The 16,039-nt window shown below is 70.1% G+C and carries 16 protein-coding genes; 6 read left to right on the top strand and 10 right to left on the bottom strand.

Annotated features, from left to right (window positions below; translation table 11 throughout):
* Window positions 1-940: dihydrolipoamide acetyltransferase family protein (locus AOJ26_RS25860; protein WP_143663632.1), on the top strand; the 940-nt coding region annotated here is incomplete at its 5' end.
* A 99-nt stretch (window positions 941-1,039) separates the two neighbouring features.
* Here AOJ26_RS25860 and AOJ26_RS25855 read toward each other — a convergent pair.
* Together AOJ26_RS25855 and AOJ26_RS25850 are read right to left on the bottom strand one after the other, a co-directional pair.
* Complete coding sequence (locus AOJ26_RS25855) at window positions 1,040-2,017, bottom strand: Bro-N domain-containing protein (protein WP_053850748.1); 978 nt, start codon at window positions 2,015-2,017, stop codon at window positions 1,040-1,042.
* A gap of 167 nt (window positions 2,018-2,184) precedes the next feature.
* Window positions 2,185-3,084: a D-alanyl-D-alanine carboxypeptidase family protein gene (locus tag AOJ26_RS25850; protein ID WP_234358669.1), complete on the bottom strand. Its 900-nt coding sequence runs from the start codon at window positions 3,082-3,084 to the stop codon at window positions 2,185-2,187.
* 206 nt (window positions 3,085-3,290) lie between these two features.
* Here AOJ26_RS25850 and AOJ26_RS25845 point away from each other — a divergent pair, with 206 nt between their 5' ends.
* Window positions 3,291-3,941: a GntR family transcriptional regulator gene (locus AOJ26_RS25845; protein ID WP_053850750.1), complete on the top strand. Its 651-nt coding sequence runs from the start codon at window positions 3,291-3,293 to the stop codon at window positions 3,939-3,941.
* Window positions 3,938-5,251, top strand: a complete 1,314-nt coding sequence (locus tag AOJ26_RS25840) for an MFS transporter (RefSeq protein ID WP_179200372.1) — start codon at window positions 3,938-3,940, stop codon at window positions 5,249-5,251. The genes AOJ26_RS25845 and AOJ26_RS25840 overlap by 4 nt, the downstream gene beginning before the upstream one ends.
* Before the next feature lie 33 nt (window positions 5,252-5,284).
* On the opposite strand, the gene AOJ26_RS25835 is transcribed toward AOJ26_RS25840, so the two are convergent.
* Window positions 5,285-6,109: a maleylpyruvate isomerase family mycothiol-dependent enzyme gene (locus tag AOJ26_RS25835; protein ID WP_053850746.1), complete on the bottom strand. Its 825-nt coding sequence runs from the start codon at window positions 6,107-6,109 to the stop codon at window positions 5,285-5,287.
* A 182-nt stretch (window positions 6,110-6,291) separates the two neighbouring features.
* Here AOJ26_RS25835 and AOJ26_RS25830 point away from each other — a divergent pair, with 182 nt between their 5' ends.
* Window positions 6,292-7,065 (top strand): carbon-nitrogen family hydrolase, encoded by a 774-nt coding sequence (locus AOJ26_RS25830; RefSeq protein WP_053850745.1) that lies wholly within the window; start codon window positions 6,292-6,294, stop codon window positions 7,063-7,065.
* 16 nt (window positions 7,066-7,081) lie between these two features.
* Here AOJ26_RS25830 and AOJ26_RS25825 read toward each other — a convergent pair whose 3' ends face one another.
* Both AOJ26_RS25825 and AOJ26_RS25820 read right to left on the bottom strand, forming a co-directional pair.
* On the bottom strand, window positions 7,082-7,579 hold the full coding sequence (locus AOJ26_RS25825; protein WP_053850744.1) for an LURP-one-related/scramblase family protein: 498 nt from the start codon (window positions 7,577-7,579) through the stop codon (window positions 7,082-7,084).
* Window positions 7,576-8,583, bottom strand: a complete 1,008-nt coding sequence (locus AOJ26_RS25820; protein ID WP_053850743.1) for a GlxA family transcriptional regulator — start codon at window positions 8,581-8,583, stop codon at window positions 7,576-7,578. The genes AOJ26_RS25825 and AOJ26_RS25820 overlap by 4 nt, the downstream gene beginning before the upstream one ends.
* Window positions 8,584-8,635: 52 nt before the next feature.
* Between AOJ26_RS25820 and AOJ26_RS25815 the strand changes: the two genes are divergently transcribed.
* Both AOJ26_RS25815 and AOJ26_RS25810 read left to right on the top strand, forming a co-directional pair.
* Window positions 8,636-9,028 carry a cupin domain-containing protein gene (locus AOJ26_RS25815; RefSeq protein ID WP_053850742.1) on the top strand — a complete coding sequence of 131 codons (393 nt, stop codon included), beginning with the start codon at window positions 8,636-8,638 and terminating at the stop codon, window positions 9,026-9,028.
* A 29-nt stretch (window positions 9,029-9,057) separates the two neighbouring features.
* Entirely contained in the window at window positions 9,058-10,893 is a 1,836-nt protein-coding gene (locus AOJ26_RS25810; protein WP_053850741.1) for an NHL domain-containing thioredoxin family protein, read from the top strand.
* 3 nt (window positions 10,894-10,896) lie between these two features.
* Here AOJ26_RS25810 and AOJ26_RS43945 read toward each other — a convergent pair whose 3' ends face one another.
* From AOJ26_RS43945 to AOJ26_RS25790, 5 genes are all read right to left on the bottom strand, one after another.
* Window positions 10,897-11,055 carry a hypothetical protein gene (locus tag AOJ26_RS43945; RefSeq protein WP_020119422.1) on the bottom strand — a complete coding sequence of 53 codons (159 nt, stop codon included), beginning with the start codon at window positions 11,053-11,055 and terminating at the stop codon, window positions 10,897-10,899.
* A 34-nt stretch (window positions 11,056-11,089) separates the two neighbouring features.
* Window positions 11,090-12,130, bottom strand: coding sequence for a glycosyltransferase (locus AOJ26_RS25805; protein WP_053850749.1), 1,041 nt, complete (start codon window positions 12,128-12,130; stop codon window positions 11,090-11,092).
* A gap of 304 nt (window positions 12,131-12,434) precedes the next feature.
* Entirely contained in the window at window positions 12,435-12,677 is a 243-nt protein-coding gene (locus AOJ26_RS25800; RefSeq protein WP_031037977.1) for a DUF6458 family protein, read from the bottom strand.
* A gap of 68 nt (window positions 12,678-12,745) precedes the next feature.
* Window positions 12,746-14,041 (bottom strand): M18 family aminopeptidase, encoded by a 1,296-nt coding sequence (locus tag AOJ26_RS25795; protein WP_053850740.1) that lies wholly within the window; start codon window positions 14,039-14,041, stop codon window positions 12,746-12,748.
* Between the two features lie 88 nt (window positions 14,042-14,129).
* A complete protein-coding gene (locus AOJ26_RS25790) occupies window positions 14,130-15,956 on the bottom strand; it encodes an acyl-CoA dehydrogenase (RefSeq protein ID WP_053850739.1) in 1,827 nt (608 codons plus the stop codon).
* Window positions 15,957-16,039: the final 83 nt, after the last annotated feature.

The raw sequence follows: 16,039 nt of genomic DNA, 5'->3' as shown, positions 1-16,039 counted from the left end.
GGCCGTCACCGGGCAGTCCCGCCCGCTGGCCAAGCCCCCGGTGCGCAAGCTGGCCAAGGACCTGGGCGTCGACCTCACCACGGTGATCCCCTCCGGCCCGGACGGCATCATCACCCGCGAGGACGTCCACGCGGCCGCCACCCCGGCCCAGGCCCCCGCGCCGCTGGAGCAGGCCCCGGCCGCGCCGGCCACCACGCCGGTCCAGGTCCCGCAGGCCCCCGCCGCCTCCTACGACGCGGCCCGCGAGACCCGTGTCCCCGTCAAGGGCGTGCGCAAGGCCACCGCCCAGGCCATGGTCGGCTCCGCGTTCACCGCCCCGCACGTCACCGAGTTCGTGACGGTGGACGTCACCCGCACCCTCAAGCTCGTCGAGGAACTCAAGCAGGACAAGGAGTTCGCGGGACTGCGCGTCAACCCGCTCCTGCTGATCGCCAAGGCCCTCCTGGTCGCGATCAAGCGGAATCCCGACATCAACGCCTCCTGGGACGAGGCGAACCAGGAGATCGTCCTCAAGCACTACGTCAACCTGGGCATCGCCGCGGCCACCCCCCGTGGCCTGATCGTCCCGAACATCAAGGACGCCCACACCAGGACCCTGCCGCAACTCGCCCAGGACCTGGGCGAACTGGTGACCACCGCCAAGGAGGGCCGCACCAGCCCCGCCGCCATGCAGGGCGGCACGGTCACCATCACCAACGTCGGCGTCTTCGGCGTCGACACCGGCACCCCGATCCTGCCGCCCGGCGAGTCCGCGATCCTCGCTGTCGGCGCGATCAAGCTCCAGCCCTGGGTTCACAAGGGCAAGGTCAAGCCCCGCCAGGTCACCACCCTGGCCCTCAGCTTCGACCACCGTCTGATCGACGGGGAGCTGGGCTCCAAGGTGCTCGCCGACGTGGCGGCGATCCTGGAACAGCCGAAGAAACTCATCACCTGGGCGTGACCTGTCCCTCGGGACGGGGTTGTCACATGGTGGAGGGGCGGCCGCAACTATGGGATGCGACCGCCCCTCTGTCCTGCAGGAGGTCGTGCACCGCGTCGGTCAGGCGCGGTTCAGCACGTACACCGGAGCGCCGTCGTCCGCAGCCCCCTGCGATCGGATGCAGGCGTGCTTGCGCAGCAGGCGCAGGCATTCGTTGACCCGATGGACCGTCAGACCCGTGCGGGCCGCGATCGATTCGAGCGGCCGCCGGAGTTCACCCTCCTCGACCAGCACCGGCGCGATGACGACGGCCACGGTCCAGACGTCCTCCGTCACGGACAACCGCCGCCGCCAGTCGGCCAGCACGGACTCCGTCGTCGGCGGAGTGGACAGGTCGGCGGTGGGCGCCGGCCGTTCGAGGACCAGGGCGTCGAGCCGGTCCGCGATGCGCTCCATGGCCAGGGCCATGGCCTGCTGGGCCGCGAGAGTGGCACGCTGCGTCTCCAGCATCTCCCGCTGCGACTCGACCATCGCCTCCTGCAGCGCGATCGACTTGTGCTGGGCGGCGGCGAACTGCTCGTCGGCCTGGAGATTGCGCTCTTCGAGCCGGACGATGGCCTCGGCGATCTGCTCGGGCATGGCGTAGGCGATGGGCGCGCCGGGCCCGGAGGGCTGCACCTCGGCCTCTTCGAGGGTGTAGGAGCCCTCTCGCTGGACGGTCTCGATCACTTCGGCGGCCCACTGCTTGAAGGGAGCGCAGGCGGGCTTGGTGCAGGCGTTGACGAGAAGGATGAGGCCTTGGAGAGAGATGACGTTCAGGTCTCGACGCCACTCTCTACCTGCGGGAACGCTGAGACCGTAACCTCCAGTTAGGGTCTCGAGAATGTCTCGGTGTTCTTCTGGGACATGGTCGGAGAGTGCCTTTTGGGTGTTGGTGTGTCCCAACTGTTTGCACACATCCACCGCCGGAAACCAGTGACTGCCGCCCGGCATGGTCAGCCGCCGAATCCGGTGTCCGGTCGCCGCGTAGACGAAGTCTCCGATGTCGATCGCCTCATGCCTCTTGCCCGCCTCGGGCCGCTTGCTGGGTTCGTTCATGTGAACCACCTCCGCAGCGGAACCTAGGGCGGAGAAGATCGCATATGCCAACTGAAGTAACGATATTCACCCTTGCGAGGGAAAAACCCAGGTTCGTGAGGTGTCAGGATGACGAAGGGGCCTGCCGCTGCACCAGCGGCAGGCCCCTCTTCGAATGTCCTGGGACGTCAACTGATCTTGGCGTACCCGTAGTTGATGAGCTTCTTCACGTCGGTGGTGCGGTTGGCGGCCGACGAGGACGTCAGCACAGCGCCGATGACGGACTCGCCGTTCTTCGTGGCGGCGAAGACGAGGCAGTACTTGGAGTCGGTGCCCGAACCGGTCTTGATGCCGAGCGTGCCGTTCCAGCCGAGCAGGGTGTTGGTGTTCGTCCAGGCACCCATGGTGCGGGTGCTGCCGGTCTTCGTGATCGTCTTGGCCGTGTACGACTTGGTCTTCACGACGGACTTGAAGGTCGAGTTCTTCATCACGTTGCGAGCGAGCAGCGTGAGGTCCTTCGGCGTCGAGGCGTTCGCACCATTGCTTATGCCGTCGAACGAGTCGAACTTCGTGTTCGTCATGCCGAGGCTGCGGGCCGTCGTGTTCATCTTCGCGATGAACGACTTGGTGCGCGCGGAGACCGTCGAGCCCGTGCCGAACTTGTCGGCGAGGGCCATCGCGGCGTCGCAGCCGGACGGCAGCATCATCCCGTAGAGGAGCTGACGGACGGTCACCTTGTCGCCGACGATCAGGTGGGCGGAGGAGGCGCCCCTGGAGACGATGTAGTCGCTGTACGCCTTCTTGATCGTGACCTTGGCGTCCAGGTTCAGGTTCGACTGCGAGAGCACGACCTTGGCGGTCATGATCTTCGTGGTGGAAGCGGTGAGCCGCTTCGTGTTCGGCGCCTTGCTGTAGAGGGTCGTGCCGGTCGCGCTGTTCATCAGGAATCCGCCCTTGGCGGTGATGGTCGGCGTGGTGAGCGCCTGCGCGGGTGCCGCGGTGAGAGCTCCGGTGGCGAGCACTGCGCCGGTCGTGATGGCGACGGCTGCGGCTCTGCGGACGCGGAGGCCCTTGGTGGCGGTAATCAACTGAAATACCCCGAATACGTCGAATGCCCCTGAGTGCGGCCGAGTTGGAAGGGGAAGAAAGTGGGGCCGCACGTGTGTGACACGTAACTAGCACACAAGGTTGTACGCGCACTGGGGCGGGTGGGAATTTCTTCGACGGGAGTGCCGCGAGGTCCGCATGCTGGACGGGACGCCTTATGCGTACGTGTTGTATCTATGCTGTGGGCATGAGTCTGGCCGTGAAACAGCCGCCCGCCGCCGACCGCGTCTACGCCCACGTCAAGCAGGCCGTCCTGGACCGCCGTTACGAGGGCGGGACCCTCCTCACCGAGGGCGAACTCGCCGAGGCCGTAGGGGTCTCCCGGACCCCCGTGCGGGAGGCGCTGCTGCGTCTCCAGGTCGAGGGGCTCATCAAGCTCTACCCGAAGAAGGGAGCGCTGGTCCTGCCCGTCTCCGCACAGGAGATCGCCGACGTCGTCGAGACCCGGCAGCTCGTCGAGGAGCACGCCGCCCGCAAGGCCGTACCCGCCTCCCCGCAGCTCATCGCGCGCCTGGAGGAACTCCTCGCGCGGCAGAAGGAGCAGGCCGCCGCCGGGGACCTGGCCGGCGCCGCCGTCACCGACCGCTGCTTCCACGCCGAGATCGTCCGCAGCGGCGGCAACGAGATCCTCAACAAGCTCTACGACCAGCTCCGCGACCGCCAGCTCAGGATGGGCGTCGCCGTCATGCACGCCCACCCGGACCGCATCACCAAGACCCTCGTCGAGCACGAGCAGATCCTCCAGGCCCTGCGCGCCGGTGACGCGGAGGCGGTCGTGGGCCTGATCCACGGACACGTCGAATGGTTCTCCCACCTCGCCCGGGGTGAGGTCCGATGAGCAGGTCCACTCTTCCGGGTGACTCCCGACCCGCGGGGGCGCCCCCGGGCGGCCGGCGTGCGATGGCCGTGTGGGGCATCGGCGTCTCGGTCTACTTCGTCGCGGTCATCTTCCGTACGTCCCTCGGGGTCGCCGGCCTCGACGCGGCCGACCGCTTCCATGTGAACGCCTCGGCCCTGTCGACCTTCTCGATCCTCCAGCTCCTCGTCTACGCCGGCATGCAGATACCGGTGGGCCTGCTCGTCGACCGGCTCGGCACCAAGAAGGTGCTGACGCTGGGCGTGGTGCTCTTCACCGCCGGACAGCTCGGCTTCGCGTTCTCACCGTCGTACGGCACCGCCCTCGCCTCGCGCGCGCTGCTCGGCTGCGGTGACGCCATGACCTTCATCAGCGTGCTGCGCCTCGGCACCCGCTGGTTCCCGGCCCGGCGCGGCCCGCTGGTCGCCCAGCTCGCCGGGCTCGCCGGCATGGCGGGCAACCTGGTCTCCACTCTGCTCCTGGCCCGGCTGCTGCACGGCGTCGGCTGGACGGCCGCGTTCGCGGGCAGCTCGCTCGCGGGCGTGGTGGTGCTGGTCCTGCTGCTGCTCTTCCTCAAGGACCACCCCGAGGGGCACGAGCCGGAGCCCTTCCCGCACCGGGGAGCGGCCTACGTACGGCGGCAGATCGCCGCGTCCTGGCGGGAGCCCGGCACCCGTCTCGGGCTGTGGGTGCACTTCACGACCCAGTTCCCGGCGATGGTGTTCCTGCTGCTGTGGGGCCTGCCGTTCCTCGTCGAGGCGCAGGGACTGTCCCGGGCGGTGGCGGGCGAACTGCTCACCCTCGTCGTGCTGTCCAACATGGCCGTAGGCCTGATCTACGGCCAGGTCGTCGCCCGGCACCACGGGGCGCGGCTGCCGCTGGCCCTCGGGACCGTGGGGGCGACGGCGCTGCTGTGGGCGGCCACGCTGGCCTGGCCCGGCGAGCGGGCGCCGATGTGGCTGCTGGTGGCGCTGTGCGTGGTGCTCGGCTCGTGCGGACCGGCCTCGATGCTCGGCTTCGACTTCGCCCGGCCCGCGAACCCGCCGGAGCGACAGGGCACCGCGTCCGGCATCACCAACATGGGCGGGTTCGTCGCGTCGATGACCACCCTGTTCGCGGTCGGTGTGCTCCTGGACGCGACCGACGACGACTACACGGTCGCCTTCTCCTCCGTCTTCGTCCTCCAGGCGCTCGGCATCAGCCAGATCCTGCGGCTGCGCGGACGGGCGGCCCGCCGGGAGCGGGAGCGCATGGTGGCGAGCCGGGTGGAGACGGTGCACGTCCCTGCGTAGCCGCGCGGGCCACGCAGGGCTCACACCCGATTCCTACGGTGTCACCGTGAAGTTCCGCAGGATCGCCGCCGTCAGTTCCGGGTCGCCCTCCGCCTTCACCCGGTCCGCCACCGACTCCAGGCTCACGCGGCCGCAGGCCAGACGGACGTAGGTCTCCCAGTCGAGGCTGAGGGTGGCGGCCGGGCCGAGGGCGGGGGCGGTCTCCAGGGTGCCGCGGCCCTGGATGTCGACACGGATGGTGCGCAGGAACTCGACGGGGCCGTGCACGTCGAAGACGATCGCCGAACTGCGGGGCGCGTCGGCCTTGACGGCCACGATGTCGGGGAGCGCGGCGAGCAGGACGTCACGGGCGACGTGCGCGCCGGGGGAGTCGAGGCCGCCGGGCCGGCCGAGGGCCGTGCGCAGATCCTGCTCGTGCACCCAGACGTCGAAGGCGTGCTGCCGCATGGACTCCGCGAGCGTCAGTTCGGTTCCCAGCGGGCCGCGCACCTTGGTGCCCGGGTCGCGGGACTCGTTCCGGAGCTGACGGTTGCGGCGGATGACGACGTACTCCAGCTCGGAGGTCATCTCCGGCGCCGTGTGGTGGCGGCGGACGTCGACCTGCATCTCCATGTACCGCTGGTGGTCGTTGGTGACGTGGAAGAGGTCGCGGGGCAGCGTGTGGATGGGGCGCGGGTCGCCCAGCATCTCGCAGTCCAGGCCGATGACATGGGAGACCACATCCCGCACCGACCAGCCGGGGCAGGGCGTACGGCGGTTCCACTCTCCCTCCACGAGGGGGTTCACCAGCTCGGATATCGCTTCGATGGAGTGGGTCCAGGCGTCGGCGTAGGGCTGGAGGGTGGGATGCAGACTCACGGAACGGGACCCCTCGGCGGTCGGAGCACGGGCTGGTGATGGCGGCGTTGCCAGTGGAGGCGGTGGCTGTCGGCGGGTGTCTTGGAACGCTAAGTTACGCTGCTGTGAGGCACCCCGGCAGTGCTTTCGTGTGACGATCGTAGGCCCGTAATGGACGGCTCGAATGCCAGGACGGTGGTAGTGTGCGCGCCTCTGTGATCCAGATCGCCGTGGATGAGGGCGAATCGGTCGAATCGCGTCGGCGTCGCGCGGCGTCACTGGTACGGGAACAGGCCGGAGCCGACCTCGTCGTGCTGCCGGAGTTGTGGACCACCGGGGCGTTCGCCTTCGAGGAGTTCGCCGGCGCGGCCGAGCCGCTGGAAGGGCCGACCCACGAGGTCATGGCGAAGGCGGCGAGCGACGCGGGCGTGTGGCTGCACGCGGGCTCGATCCCCGAGCGGGCCCCCGACGGCACCCTCTACAACACCTCCCTTGTCTTCTCCCCCTCCGGCGAACGCGCCGCCTCCTACCGCAAGATCCACCGCTTCGGCTTCGACAAGGGCGAGGCCGTGCTGATGGGCCGCGGCGAGGACCTGGTGACGGTCCGTCTGCCGGAGACGACCCTGGGCCTCGCCACCTGCTACGACCTCCGCTTCCCCGAACTCTTCCGCGGTCTCGTCGACGCGGGCGCCGAGACCCTGGTGATCCCGGCGGGCTGGCCGGAGCGCCGCTGCGACCACTGGACGCTGCTGGCCCGGGCCCGGGCGGTCGAGAACCAGGCGTTCGTGCTCGCTTGTGGAACGGCCGGGACGCACGCCCGAGTTCCGCAGGCGGGTCACTCGATCGTGGTGGATCCGTGGGGCCAGGTCCTCGCCGAGGCGGGCGCCGGCGAGGAGGTCCTCACGGTGGAGTTCGACCCCGGGAAGGTGGCCGTGACGAGGGAGCAGTTCCCGGCGCTGAAGGACCGGGTGCTCTGATCCGCCGGACGCCCCGTCAGTCGTCCTCGCGTTCCTTCTCGGCGAGGTGGATCACGCACACCGCCACCGCGATGAGCAGCGCCGGGTCCGCGTCCTCCCGGACGATGTCGACGCCGTAGGTCTCGCGTACGTGCAGCCAGCGCCGCGAGATCACCGCGAGCAGCTCACCGTCGTACTCGACGGCGAACTCCCGGTCCAGGATCCTGCCGCTGACGTCGAGTTCGGTGCTGCCGTCGGCGAGGGCCACCCGGTAGTGGTTGCGCAGCAGCGACAGGCGTTTCCGCTTGATCTTCGCCAGCGGCTCGCCGTCCCGCTCGATCACCATGGTGTCGCGCAGGGCGAGCATCTTCTGGTGGATGTCGATCAGGACCCGCCCGTGGGTGTCCTTCAGCTCGAAGGTGTCCCGGACCCGCATGGCCTTGCCGTCGACGAGGAAGACCTTGTTGCCCTGGTCGTCCTCGATCCAGTAGTCGTCACCGATGCCGAGCAGCCGGTCGCGTACGAGGAATCTCATGCCGTTACCGCTTCCCCCGCGCCGGTCCCGAAACGCCGCCGGTAGGCCGACGGGCTGAGTCCCGTCTCGCGCCGCACGCGCGCGCGGAGGTTCGCGGCCGTCCCGAGACCGCTCCGCGCGGCCACCACGTCCAGCCGCTCCTCGCCGCGCTCGATGAGCCGGCACGCCAGTGCCACCCGTTCCCCCGTCAGCCAGGCGAGCGGAGTCGTGCCGAGCTGCGCCTGGAAGCGGCGGTGCAGGGTTGCGGGGGAGACGGCCGCGCGAGCCGCCAGGTCGGCGACGGTCAGCGGCTCCCCCAGCCGCTCCTGCGCCCACGCGAGCAGCGGCGCAAGGGACTCGTCCCGTACGTCGGGCACGGGCCGCTCCACGAACTGCCGCTGCCCGCCGTCGCGGTGGGCGGCGAAGACCAGCCTGCGGGACACCGCGTTGGCGACCTCGGCGCCGTGGTCGCGCCGGACCAGGTACAGCCCCAGATCCAGCGCGGCCGCGCTGCCCGCCGCCGTCAGGACGTCGCCCTCGTCCACGAACAGCACGTCCGGCTCCAGCCGGACCCGCGGATGCAGCTCGCGGAAGGCGTCGGCCCACATCCAGTGCGTGGTGGCCCGCCGACCGTCCAGCAGCCCGGCCTCGGCGAGGGCGAAGCTGCCGGTGCACAGGCTGACCACCCGGGCGCCACGCGCGTGCGTGCGGCGGATCGCCTCGCGTACGGCCGCCCCGCGCGGGACGACGTTGTCGGGGCGCCCGGGCACGACGAGGGTGTCGGCGTCGTCCACGGCGTCCAGCCCCGGCACCCCGGTCAGCGTGAAGAAGCCGTGGTTCATCCGGATTTCGGGGGCCGGCGTGCACAGCGTCACCTCGTACAGCGGTCCCGGCAGCCCGAGCTCGGGCCGCGGCAGCCCGAACAGCTCGGTGGCGACGCCCACTTCGAAGGGGTTGGTGCCCTCGTCGACGATCACCGCGACCCGGTGCGGACGAGAGTTCGGCTGAGAGGATCCTTGCGCCATACGCGATTCCTAGCACTCGCAGGCCGTCCAGGTCACCCCGCACGATGACGCCATGGCAACCGAACCCGTCTCCCTGCCCACCGCGCTGGCCTCCTTCACCGACCGGTGGAGCCCCCGCATCGTCACCGCCGTCAACGACTACGACGTCCGCGTCACGCACGTCGAGGGCGAGCACCTGTGGCACGTGCACGACGACACCGACGAGTTCTTCCTGGTCCTCGACGGCGAACTGCACATCTCCCTGCGCGAGCCGGCCGGCGAACGCACGGTCGTCCTGCCGAAGCTGTCCGTCTTCACCGTCCCGCGAGGCGTCGAGCACAAGCCGTACGCCCCCGTCCCGACCGACATCCTGCTCCTCGAACCGACCGGCACCTCCACGGTCGGCGACCGCCACGACGAGATCCCGGCCCATGTGGACGTGACGACGGGACACGCGCTGGGGTGACTGTCGGTGCCGGGTGGCACGCTTGATCCATGAGCTCCGCACCCCGCCGCGTCCGTGTCCGCGCCCCCGAGCTGATCGGCAAGGGCGGCTGGCTGAACACGGGCGGGAAGCGGTACAGCCTCGCCGACCTGCGGGGCCGCATCGTCGTCCTCGACTTCTGGACCTTCTGCTGTGTGAACTGCCTGCACGTCGTCGACGAGCTCAGGGAGCTGGAGGAGAAGCACTCCGACACCGTCGTGGTGGTCGGCGTGCACTCGCCGAAGTTCGTGCACGAGGCCGAGCACGCGGCGGTGGCGGACGCGGTCGAGCGGTACGGGGTCGCGCATCCCGTCCTCGACGACCCGGAGCTCGCGACCTGGAAGCAGTACGCGGTCCGTGCCTGGCCGACGCTCGTCGTGATCGACCCGGAGGGGTACGTGGTCGCGCAGCACGCCGGTGAGGGGCATGTGCACGCGATCGAGCGGCTGGTGACGGAGCTGGAGGCCGAGCACGCCGCGAAGGGCACCCTGCGGCGCGGCGACGGGCCGTACGTGCCGCCCGAGCCCGAGCCGACCACCCTGCGCTTCCCGGGCAAGGCGCTCCTGCTGCCGTCCGGGCACCTCCTGGTCAGCGACACCACCCGGCACCAGCTGGTGGAATTCGCCGCGGACGGGGAGAGCGTCGTCCGGCGGATCGGATCCGGCGCGCGCGGCTTCGCCGACGGTACGGCGGAGACGGCCGCGTTCAGCGAGCCGCAGGGGCTGGCCCTCCTCGACGAGGGTGCCGTGGTCGTCGCGGACACCGTCAACCACGCCCTGCGCCGGCTCGACCTGGCCACCGGCGAGGTCACCACGCCGGCCGGCACCGGACGCCAGTGGTGGCGGGGCTCCCCCACCGCGGGACCTGCGCGCGGGACCGACCTGTCCTCCCCGTGGGACGTGGCGGTGTGGCACGGCCTGGTGTGGATCGCGATGGCGGGCGTGCACCAACTGTGGACCTACGACCCGGGCGAGGGGACCGTCGCGGCCGTGGCCGGCACCACCAACGAGGGCCTGGTCGACGGGCCGGGCGCCGAGGCCTGGTTCGCCCAGCCCTCCGGTCTCGCCGTGTCGCCGGACGGCGAGCGCCTGTGGGTCGCCGACTCCGAGACCTCGGCCCTGCGCTGGGTCGACGTCGACGGGGCCGTCCACACGGCCGTCGGCACCGGCCTCTTCGACTTCGGCCACCGCGACGGTCCCGCCGGACAGGCCCTGCTCCAGCACCCTCTGGGGGTCACCGCGCTGCCCGACGGCTCGGTCGCGGTCAGCGACACCTACAGCCACGCGCTGCGCCGCTACGACCCGGCGACCGGCGAGGTCACCACCCTCGCCACGGATCTGCGGGAGCCGAGCGGAGCGGTCCTGGTCGGCGACGAGATCGTGGTCGTCGAGTCGGCCCGGCACCGTCTGACCCGGCTCGGGCTGCCCGAGGAGGCCGTACGCGTGGAGCCGACGGCCCACCGCACGCGGCGCGCGGTCACCGAAGTGGCGCCCGGCGGGCTCCGGTTGGACGTGGTCTTCCGGACGCCGGCGGGCCAGAAGCTCGACACCCGCCACGGCCCCGCGACCCGCCTCCTGGTCTCCGCCACCCCGCCGGAGCTGCTGACGGACGGCGAGGGTGCGGGAACAGACCTCTCCCGCACCCTCGCACTGAACCCCGCGGTCGAGCAGGGCGTCCTGCACGTCTCGGCCATGGCCGCGTCCTGCGACACACCGTCCGGCGACGGCTCCGCCGAGTACCCGGCCTGTCACGTCCACCAGCAGGACTGGGGAGTTCCGGTCCGCCTGACCCGGACCGGAACGGACCGGCTCGCGCTGGTCCTCGCCGGGACGGACGAGGACGCGTAGGCGCTACCGCCTGCGCGGGACCAGCTTGAACAGCGCGACGCCCGCCGCCACCAGCGTCGTCGCGGTCACCAGCATCGCCATGCTGTTCAGCCACAGCCCGGTCGCGGCCAGCGTGGCGCCTCCGGCCCCGGTCGTCCCGGCACCGATCACTCTTCCGTACATGCGCTTTTCTCCTATGAGGGTGGATATCCGAGGGTTACGTCGCCACCCACTTCTCCTCGCTGCGGCGCAACAGGCCCCACAGCGAGGTGAAGTAGACGGCGTGCTGGAAAAGGTCGTAGAGCATCTCCGGCACCATGAGCGCCGCCACCAGCACGGCGCGTGGCCCCGCCCGCCGCACGGAGACCGTCTTCTCGACCACGAAGAGGAGTCCGATCGCGGTCCAGAAGGGCGAGAAGCCGGGCCAGCCGTACAGCGTGGTGTAGGTGACCATGTAGGTCAGGTAGACGAGGAAGGACAGCGCGCCGAAGCCCATGAGGAACTGCTGCAAGAAGTAGCGGGCGGTGACACGTGTCCAGCCGTAGTCGCGCAGGTTCTCCAGGGCGCCGCGCTGCCACCGCAGCCGCTGGTGCCACAGCTTGCCCAGGGTGGGCATGACCTCGGTGGTGACCGCGCAGCCGGCCGGGGACATGGCCCGGTAGCCGAGGGTCTTGACCGCCTTGGTCATCTCGTCGTCCTCGGTGAGCGAGGCGAGGCTGTAGTAGGCGTGGCCGCCGCCGATCCGTCCGTCGCGGCGGGCGGCGCGCACCTCGCGCAGGACGCGGGCGCGGAACATGGTGCCGGTGCCGGTGAGTACCTGGGCCTTGCCGCCGGTGCGCTCCAGTTCCCAGGCGTAGCGGTGGAACTCCATGCGCTGGAGGAGGCCGAGCAGTCCGCCGCCTTGCTCGCCGTAGAAGACCCCGCCGACGGCGCCGACCTTGCGGTTGAAGGTGCCGATCGCCGTCTCGCTGAACCAGGGGTTGAGCACGGTGTCGGCGTCCTGCACCAGCAGCAGGTCGCGGTCCTCGAGATGGGGCAGCACCCAGGCGATGGCCTGGTTGAGGGCGCCGGCCTTCTTGTGCGTGTTGCCCTCGGTGGCGAAGACCTGGGCGCCGTGGGCGACGGCGATCTCGGCGGTGGCGTCGGTGCAGTTGTCGGCGACCACGACGATCAGGTCGGGGCGCCGGGTCTGCCGCCACAGGCCCTGGATCGCGTCGGCGATGCGGTCCTGTTCGTTGTGCGCCGGTATCAGCGCCACCAGGCGCGGCGGGCCGTCGAGTTCGTCGGGGGCGGCGTGGGCGCGCCGGGCGGCGTGCCGGTGGGGACGCGCCGGTCCCGGACCGGGCGCCGGGCGTGGCGGCGCCTGGAGTGTCGTCGTGGAGTGGAGCACGGGGAGCCCCCGGGTGTGCTGGTGGTTCACGCCCGGCACTGCTGACCCCCCGGGCTCTCAAGGATCCCGAGTTTTCACTATTTCCACACAAGCGGACAAGACAACCCTGATTACGGATTGCTCACGGTTGTCTGTGCTCGCCCTGAGCGTCCTTCGATCCGCTCGATGTCCCTTACACGCCGTATCCGTCGGAGTATCCGTCCCGGCGCCGCTCCTCGACGACCGTCGACGTGGTGGGCGGAACCACCACACGCCGGCGCCGGGCGATGCTGCTGAACGTCGTCACGCCGATCAGTCCCACGATCATCAGGATCACACCGACCAGGTCGAGGTTGACCCCCTGCATGTGCCAGTCGGTGGCGAACGTGAGGATTGCTCCCACGGCGATGAGGATGATGCACCCGCCGAGGCCCATGAGTGTCGCCTCCCTGTCCGGTCCGGTCGTTCCGGCCCGGACTCCCGGGTACCCCCACTTTTCGCGAACTACCCCTCCAGGAACGCCACGAGAGCGTTCGCCAGCAGATGCGGGTCGTCCGCGCCGCACAACTCCCGGACGCTGTGCATCGAAAGGATCGCCACACCGATGTCGACGGTCTTGATGCCGTGCCGGGCCGCGGTGATCGGGCCGATCGTCGTGCCGCAGGGCATGGAGTTGTTGGAGACGAAGGACTGGAAGGGCACGTCCGCCCGCTCGCAGGCGGCGGCCCACACCGCACGGCCCGAACCGTCGGTGGCGTAGCGGTTGTTGACGTTGACCTTGAGGATCGGGCCGCCGTTGACGCGCGGGTGGTGCGTGGGGTCGTGCCGCTCCGCGTAGTTGGGGTGCACCGCGTGCCCGGTGTCGGAGGACAGGCAGACCGTCCCCGCGAAGGCCCGCGCCCGGTCCTCGTAGGAGCCGCCGCGCGCGAACACCGAGCGCTCCAGCACCCCGCCGAGCAGCGGCCCGTCCGCGCCGGTGTCCGACTGCGAACCGTTCTCCTCGTGGTCGAAGGCGGCGAGGACGGGGATGTACGACAGCCCGGGGCTGCCGGACGCCGCGGTCAGGGCGGCCACCCCGGCGTGCACGGACAGCAGGTTGTCCATCCGCGGACCGGCCAGCAGCTCCTTGTCCCGGCCCAGGTAGGCGGGCGCCTCCACGGAGTGCGTCATCAGGTCCCAGCCGGTCACCTCGCCCGCGCCGAGCCCGAGTTCCTCCTCCAGGAAGGCGATCAGGTCGCCGTCGCGCACGTCGTCGCCCAGACCCCAGATGGGCTGGAGGTGCCGCTGCTTGTCGAGCTTGAGGCCGTCCGAGGACACCGCGCGGTCCAGGTGGATGGCGAGCTGGGGCACCCTCAGCAGCGGCCGGTCCACGTTCACCAGGCGCGTCGAGCCGTCCCGCAGGGTCAGCCGGCCGGCCAGCCCGAGGTCGCGGTCCAGCCAGGAGTTCATCAGGGGGCCGCCGTAGATCTCCACGGCGACCTGGCGCCAGCCGTGCGCCCCGCTGTCCGGCAGCGGCTTGACCCGCAGGTTGGGGGAGTCGGTGTGCGCGCCGACGATGCGGTACGGCGTGTGGGGCGCCGCGCCCTCGGGGACGTACCAGGCGATGACCGCGCCGCCGCGCAGCACGTACTTGCCGCCGCTCGTGCCGTCCCAGGCGTCCGTCTCCGAGACCTGGCGGAAGCCTGCCTTCTCCAGCCTCTCGGCGGCGTTCGCCACCGCGTGGTACGGCGTGGGGCTCGCCGCCAGGAAGGTCATGAGGTCGTCGGTGTGGCCGCGGTCGAAGCGGTGGGGTGCGCTCATGGGGTTCACCTTAACGACGTACGAGAGCCCGCTCCCGGGGATGGGAGCGGGCTCCGGTGAGGAGGATGTGCAGCTGTACAGGTGTGTCCTAGAACGCGGCCTCGTCCAGCTCCATGAGGTCCAGCTCGACGCCCTCGGCGACCTTGCGGGCCAGGGTCACGCCGGGCAGGACGTTGGCCGCGAAGAACTTCGCCGCGGCGATCTTGCCGGTGTAGAACGCCCTGTCCTTGGCGGAGGCGGTCTCCAGCTTCTCGGCGGCGATCGCGGCGCCCTTGAGGAGCAGGTAGCCGACGACGACGTCACCCGAGGCCATCAGCAGGCGGGTGGTGTTCAGGCCCACCTTGTAGATGTTCTTGACGTCCTGCTCGGTGGCCGCGAGGTCGGTCAGCATCAGGCCGACGATGGCCTCCAGCTCGACGGCCGCCTTGGCCAGGTGCTCACGGGCGCCCGCGAGCTCCTCGCCGCCGGTGCCGAGGGCCAGGAACTTCTTGATGTCCTCGGCGAGGGAGTTGAGGGCCGCGCCCTGGTTGCGGACGATCTTCCGGAAGAAGAAGTCCTGGCCCTGGATCGCGGTGGTGCCCTCGTACAGGGTGTCGATCTTGGAGTCCCGGATGTACTGCTCGATCGGGTACTCCTGGAGGAAGCCGGAGCCGCCGAAGGTCTGGAGGGACTGGGCGAGCAGCTCGTAGGCCTTCTCGGAGCCGTAGCCCTTCACGATCGGCAGGAGCAGGTCGTTGAGGGCGTTCTCGGTGGAGACGTCCTCGCCGGCCGCCTCCTTGACCTGGATCTCGTCCTGCACGGCCGCGGTGTACATCACCAGGGCGCGCATGCCCTCCGCGTACGCCTTCTGCGTCATCAGCGAGCGGCGCACGTCGGGGTGGTGGGTGATGGTGACCTTGGGAGCGGTCTTGTCCATGAAGTTGGCCAGGTCCGGACCCTGGACGCGCTCCTTGGCGTACTCCAGCGCGTTGAGGTAGCCGGTGGAGAGCGTGGAGATTGCCTTCGTGCCGACCATCATGCGGGCGAACTCGATGATGCGGAACATCTGGCGGATGCCGTCGTGCTTGTCGCCGATGAGCCAGCCCTTGGCGGGGTGGCGGTCGCCGAAGGTCATCTCGCAGGTGTTGGAGGCCTTCAGGCCCATCTTGTGCTCGACGTTGGTCGCGTAGACGCCGTTGCGCTCGCCCAGCTCGCCGGTCTCGAAGTCGAAGAGGTACTTGGGGACGAGGAAGAGGGACAGCCCCTTGGTGCCGGGACCGGCGCCCTCGGGCCGCGCGAGCACGTAGTGGAGGATGTTCTCCTCCATGTCGTGCTCACCGGACGTGATGAAGCGCTTGACGCCCTCGATGTGCCAGGAGCCGTCCTCCTGCTGGACCGCCTTGGTGCGGCCGGCGCCCACGTCCGAGCCGGCGTCCGGCTCGGTGAGGACCATGGTGGAGCCCCACTGCTTCTCCACGGCGATCTTCGCGATGTGCTTCTGCACGTCGTTGCCCTCGTCGAAGAGGATGCCCGCGAAGGCCGGTCCTGAGGAGTACATCCACACGGCCGGGTTGGCGCCGAGGATCAGCTCCGCGTAGGCCCAGATGAGGGAGCGGGGCGCGGTGGTGCCGCCGATCTCCTCGGGCAGGCCCAGCCGCCAGTACTCGGAGTCCATGAAGGCCTTGTAGCTCTTCTTGAAGGACGCCGGGACCGGCGCGGTGTTCGTCTCGGGGTCGAAGACCGGCGGGTTGCGGTCGGCGTCCGCGAAGGACTCCGCCAGCTCGTTCTCCGAGAGGCGGGTCAGCTCCTCCAGGATGCTCTTCGCGGTCTCCACGTCCATCTCGGCGAAGGGCCCGGTGCCGTACAGCTTGTCGCGTCCGAGTACTTCGAAGAGGTTGAACTCGATGTCGCGCAGATTCGACTTGTAGTGCCCCATGGCGACGGCTCCGTTAAGAGTTCGGCGAGGCACTTGGTTCCTCGCGCTAGTTCACGTACCAACAAGTAGCTACGATGATGCTA

Origin of the sequence: Streptomyces sp. NRRL B-24085 (assembly GCF_001282115.1) — a bacterium.
Lineage (GTDB): Bacteria > Actinomycetota > Actinomycetes > Streptomycetales > Streptomycetaceae > Streptomyces.
This window is presented reverse-complemented; position numbering and strand designations above follow the sequence as displayed.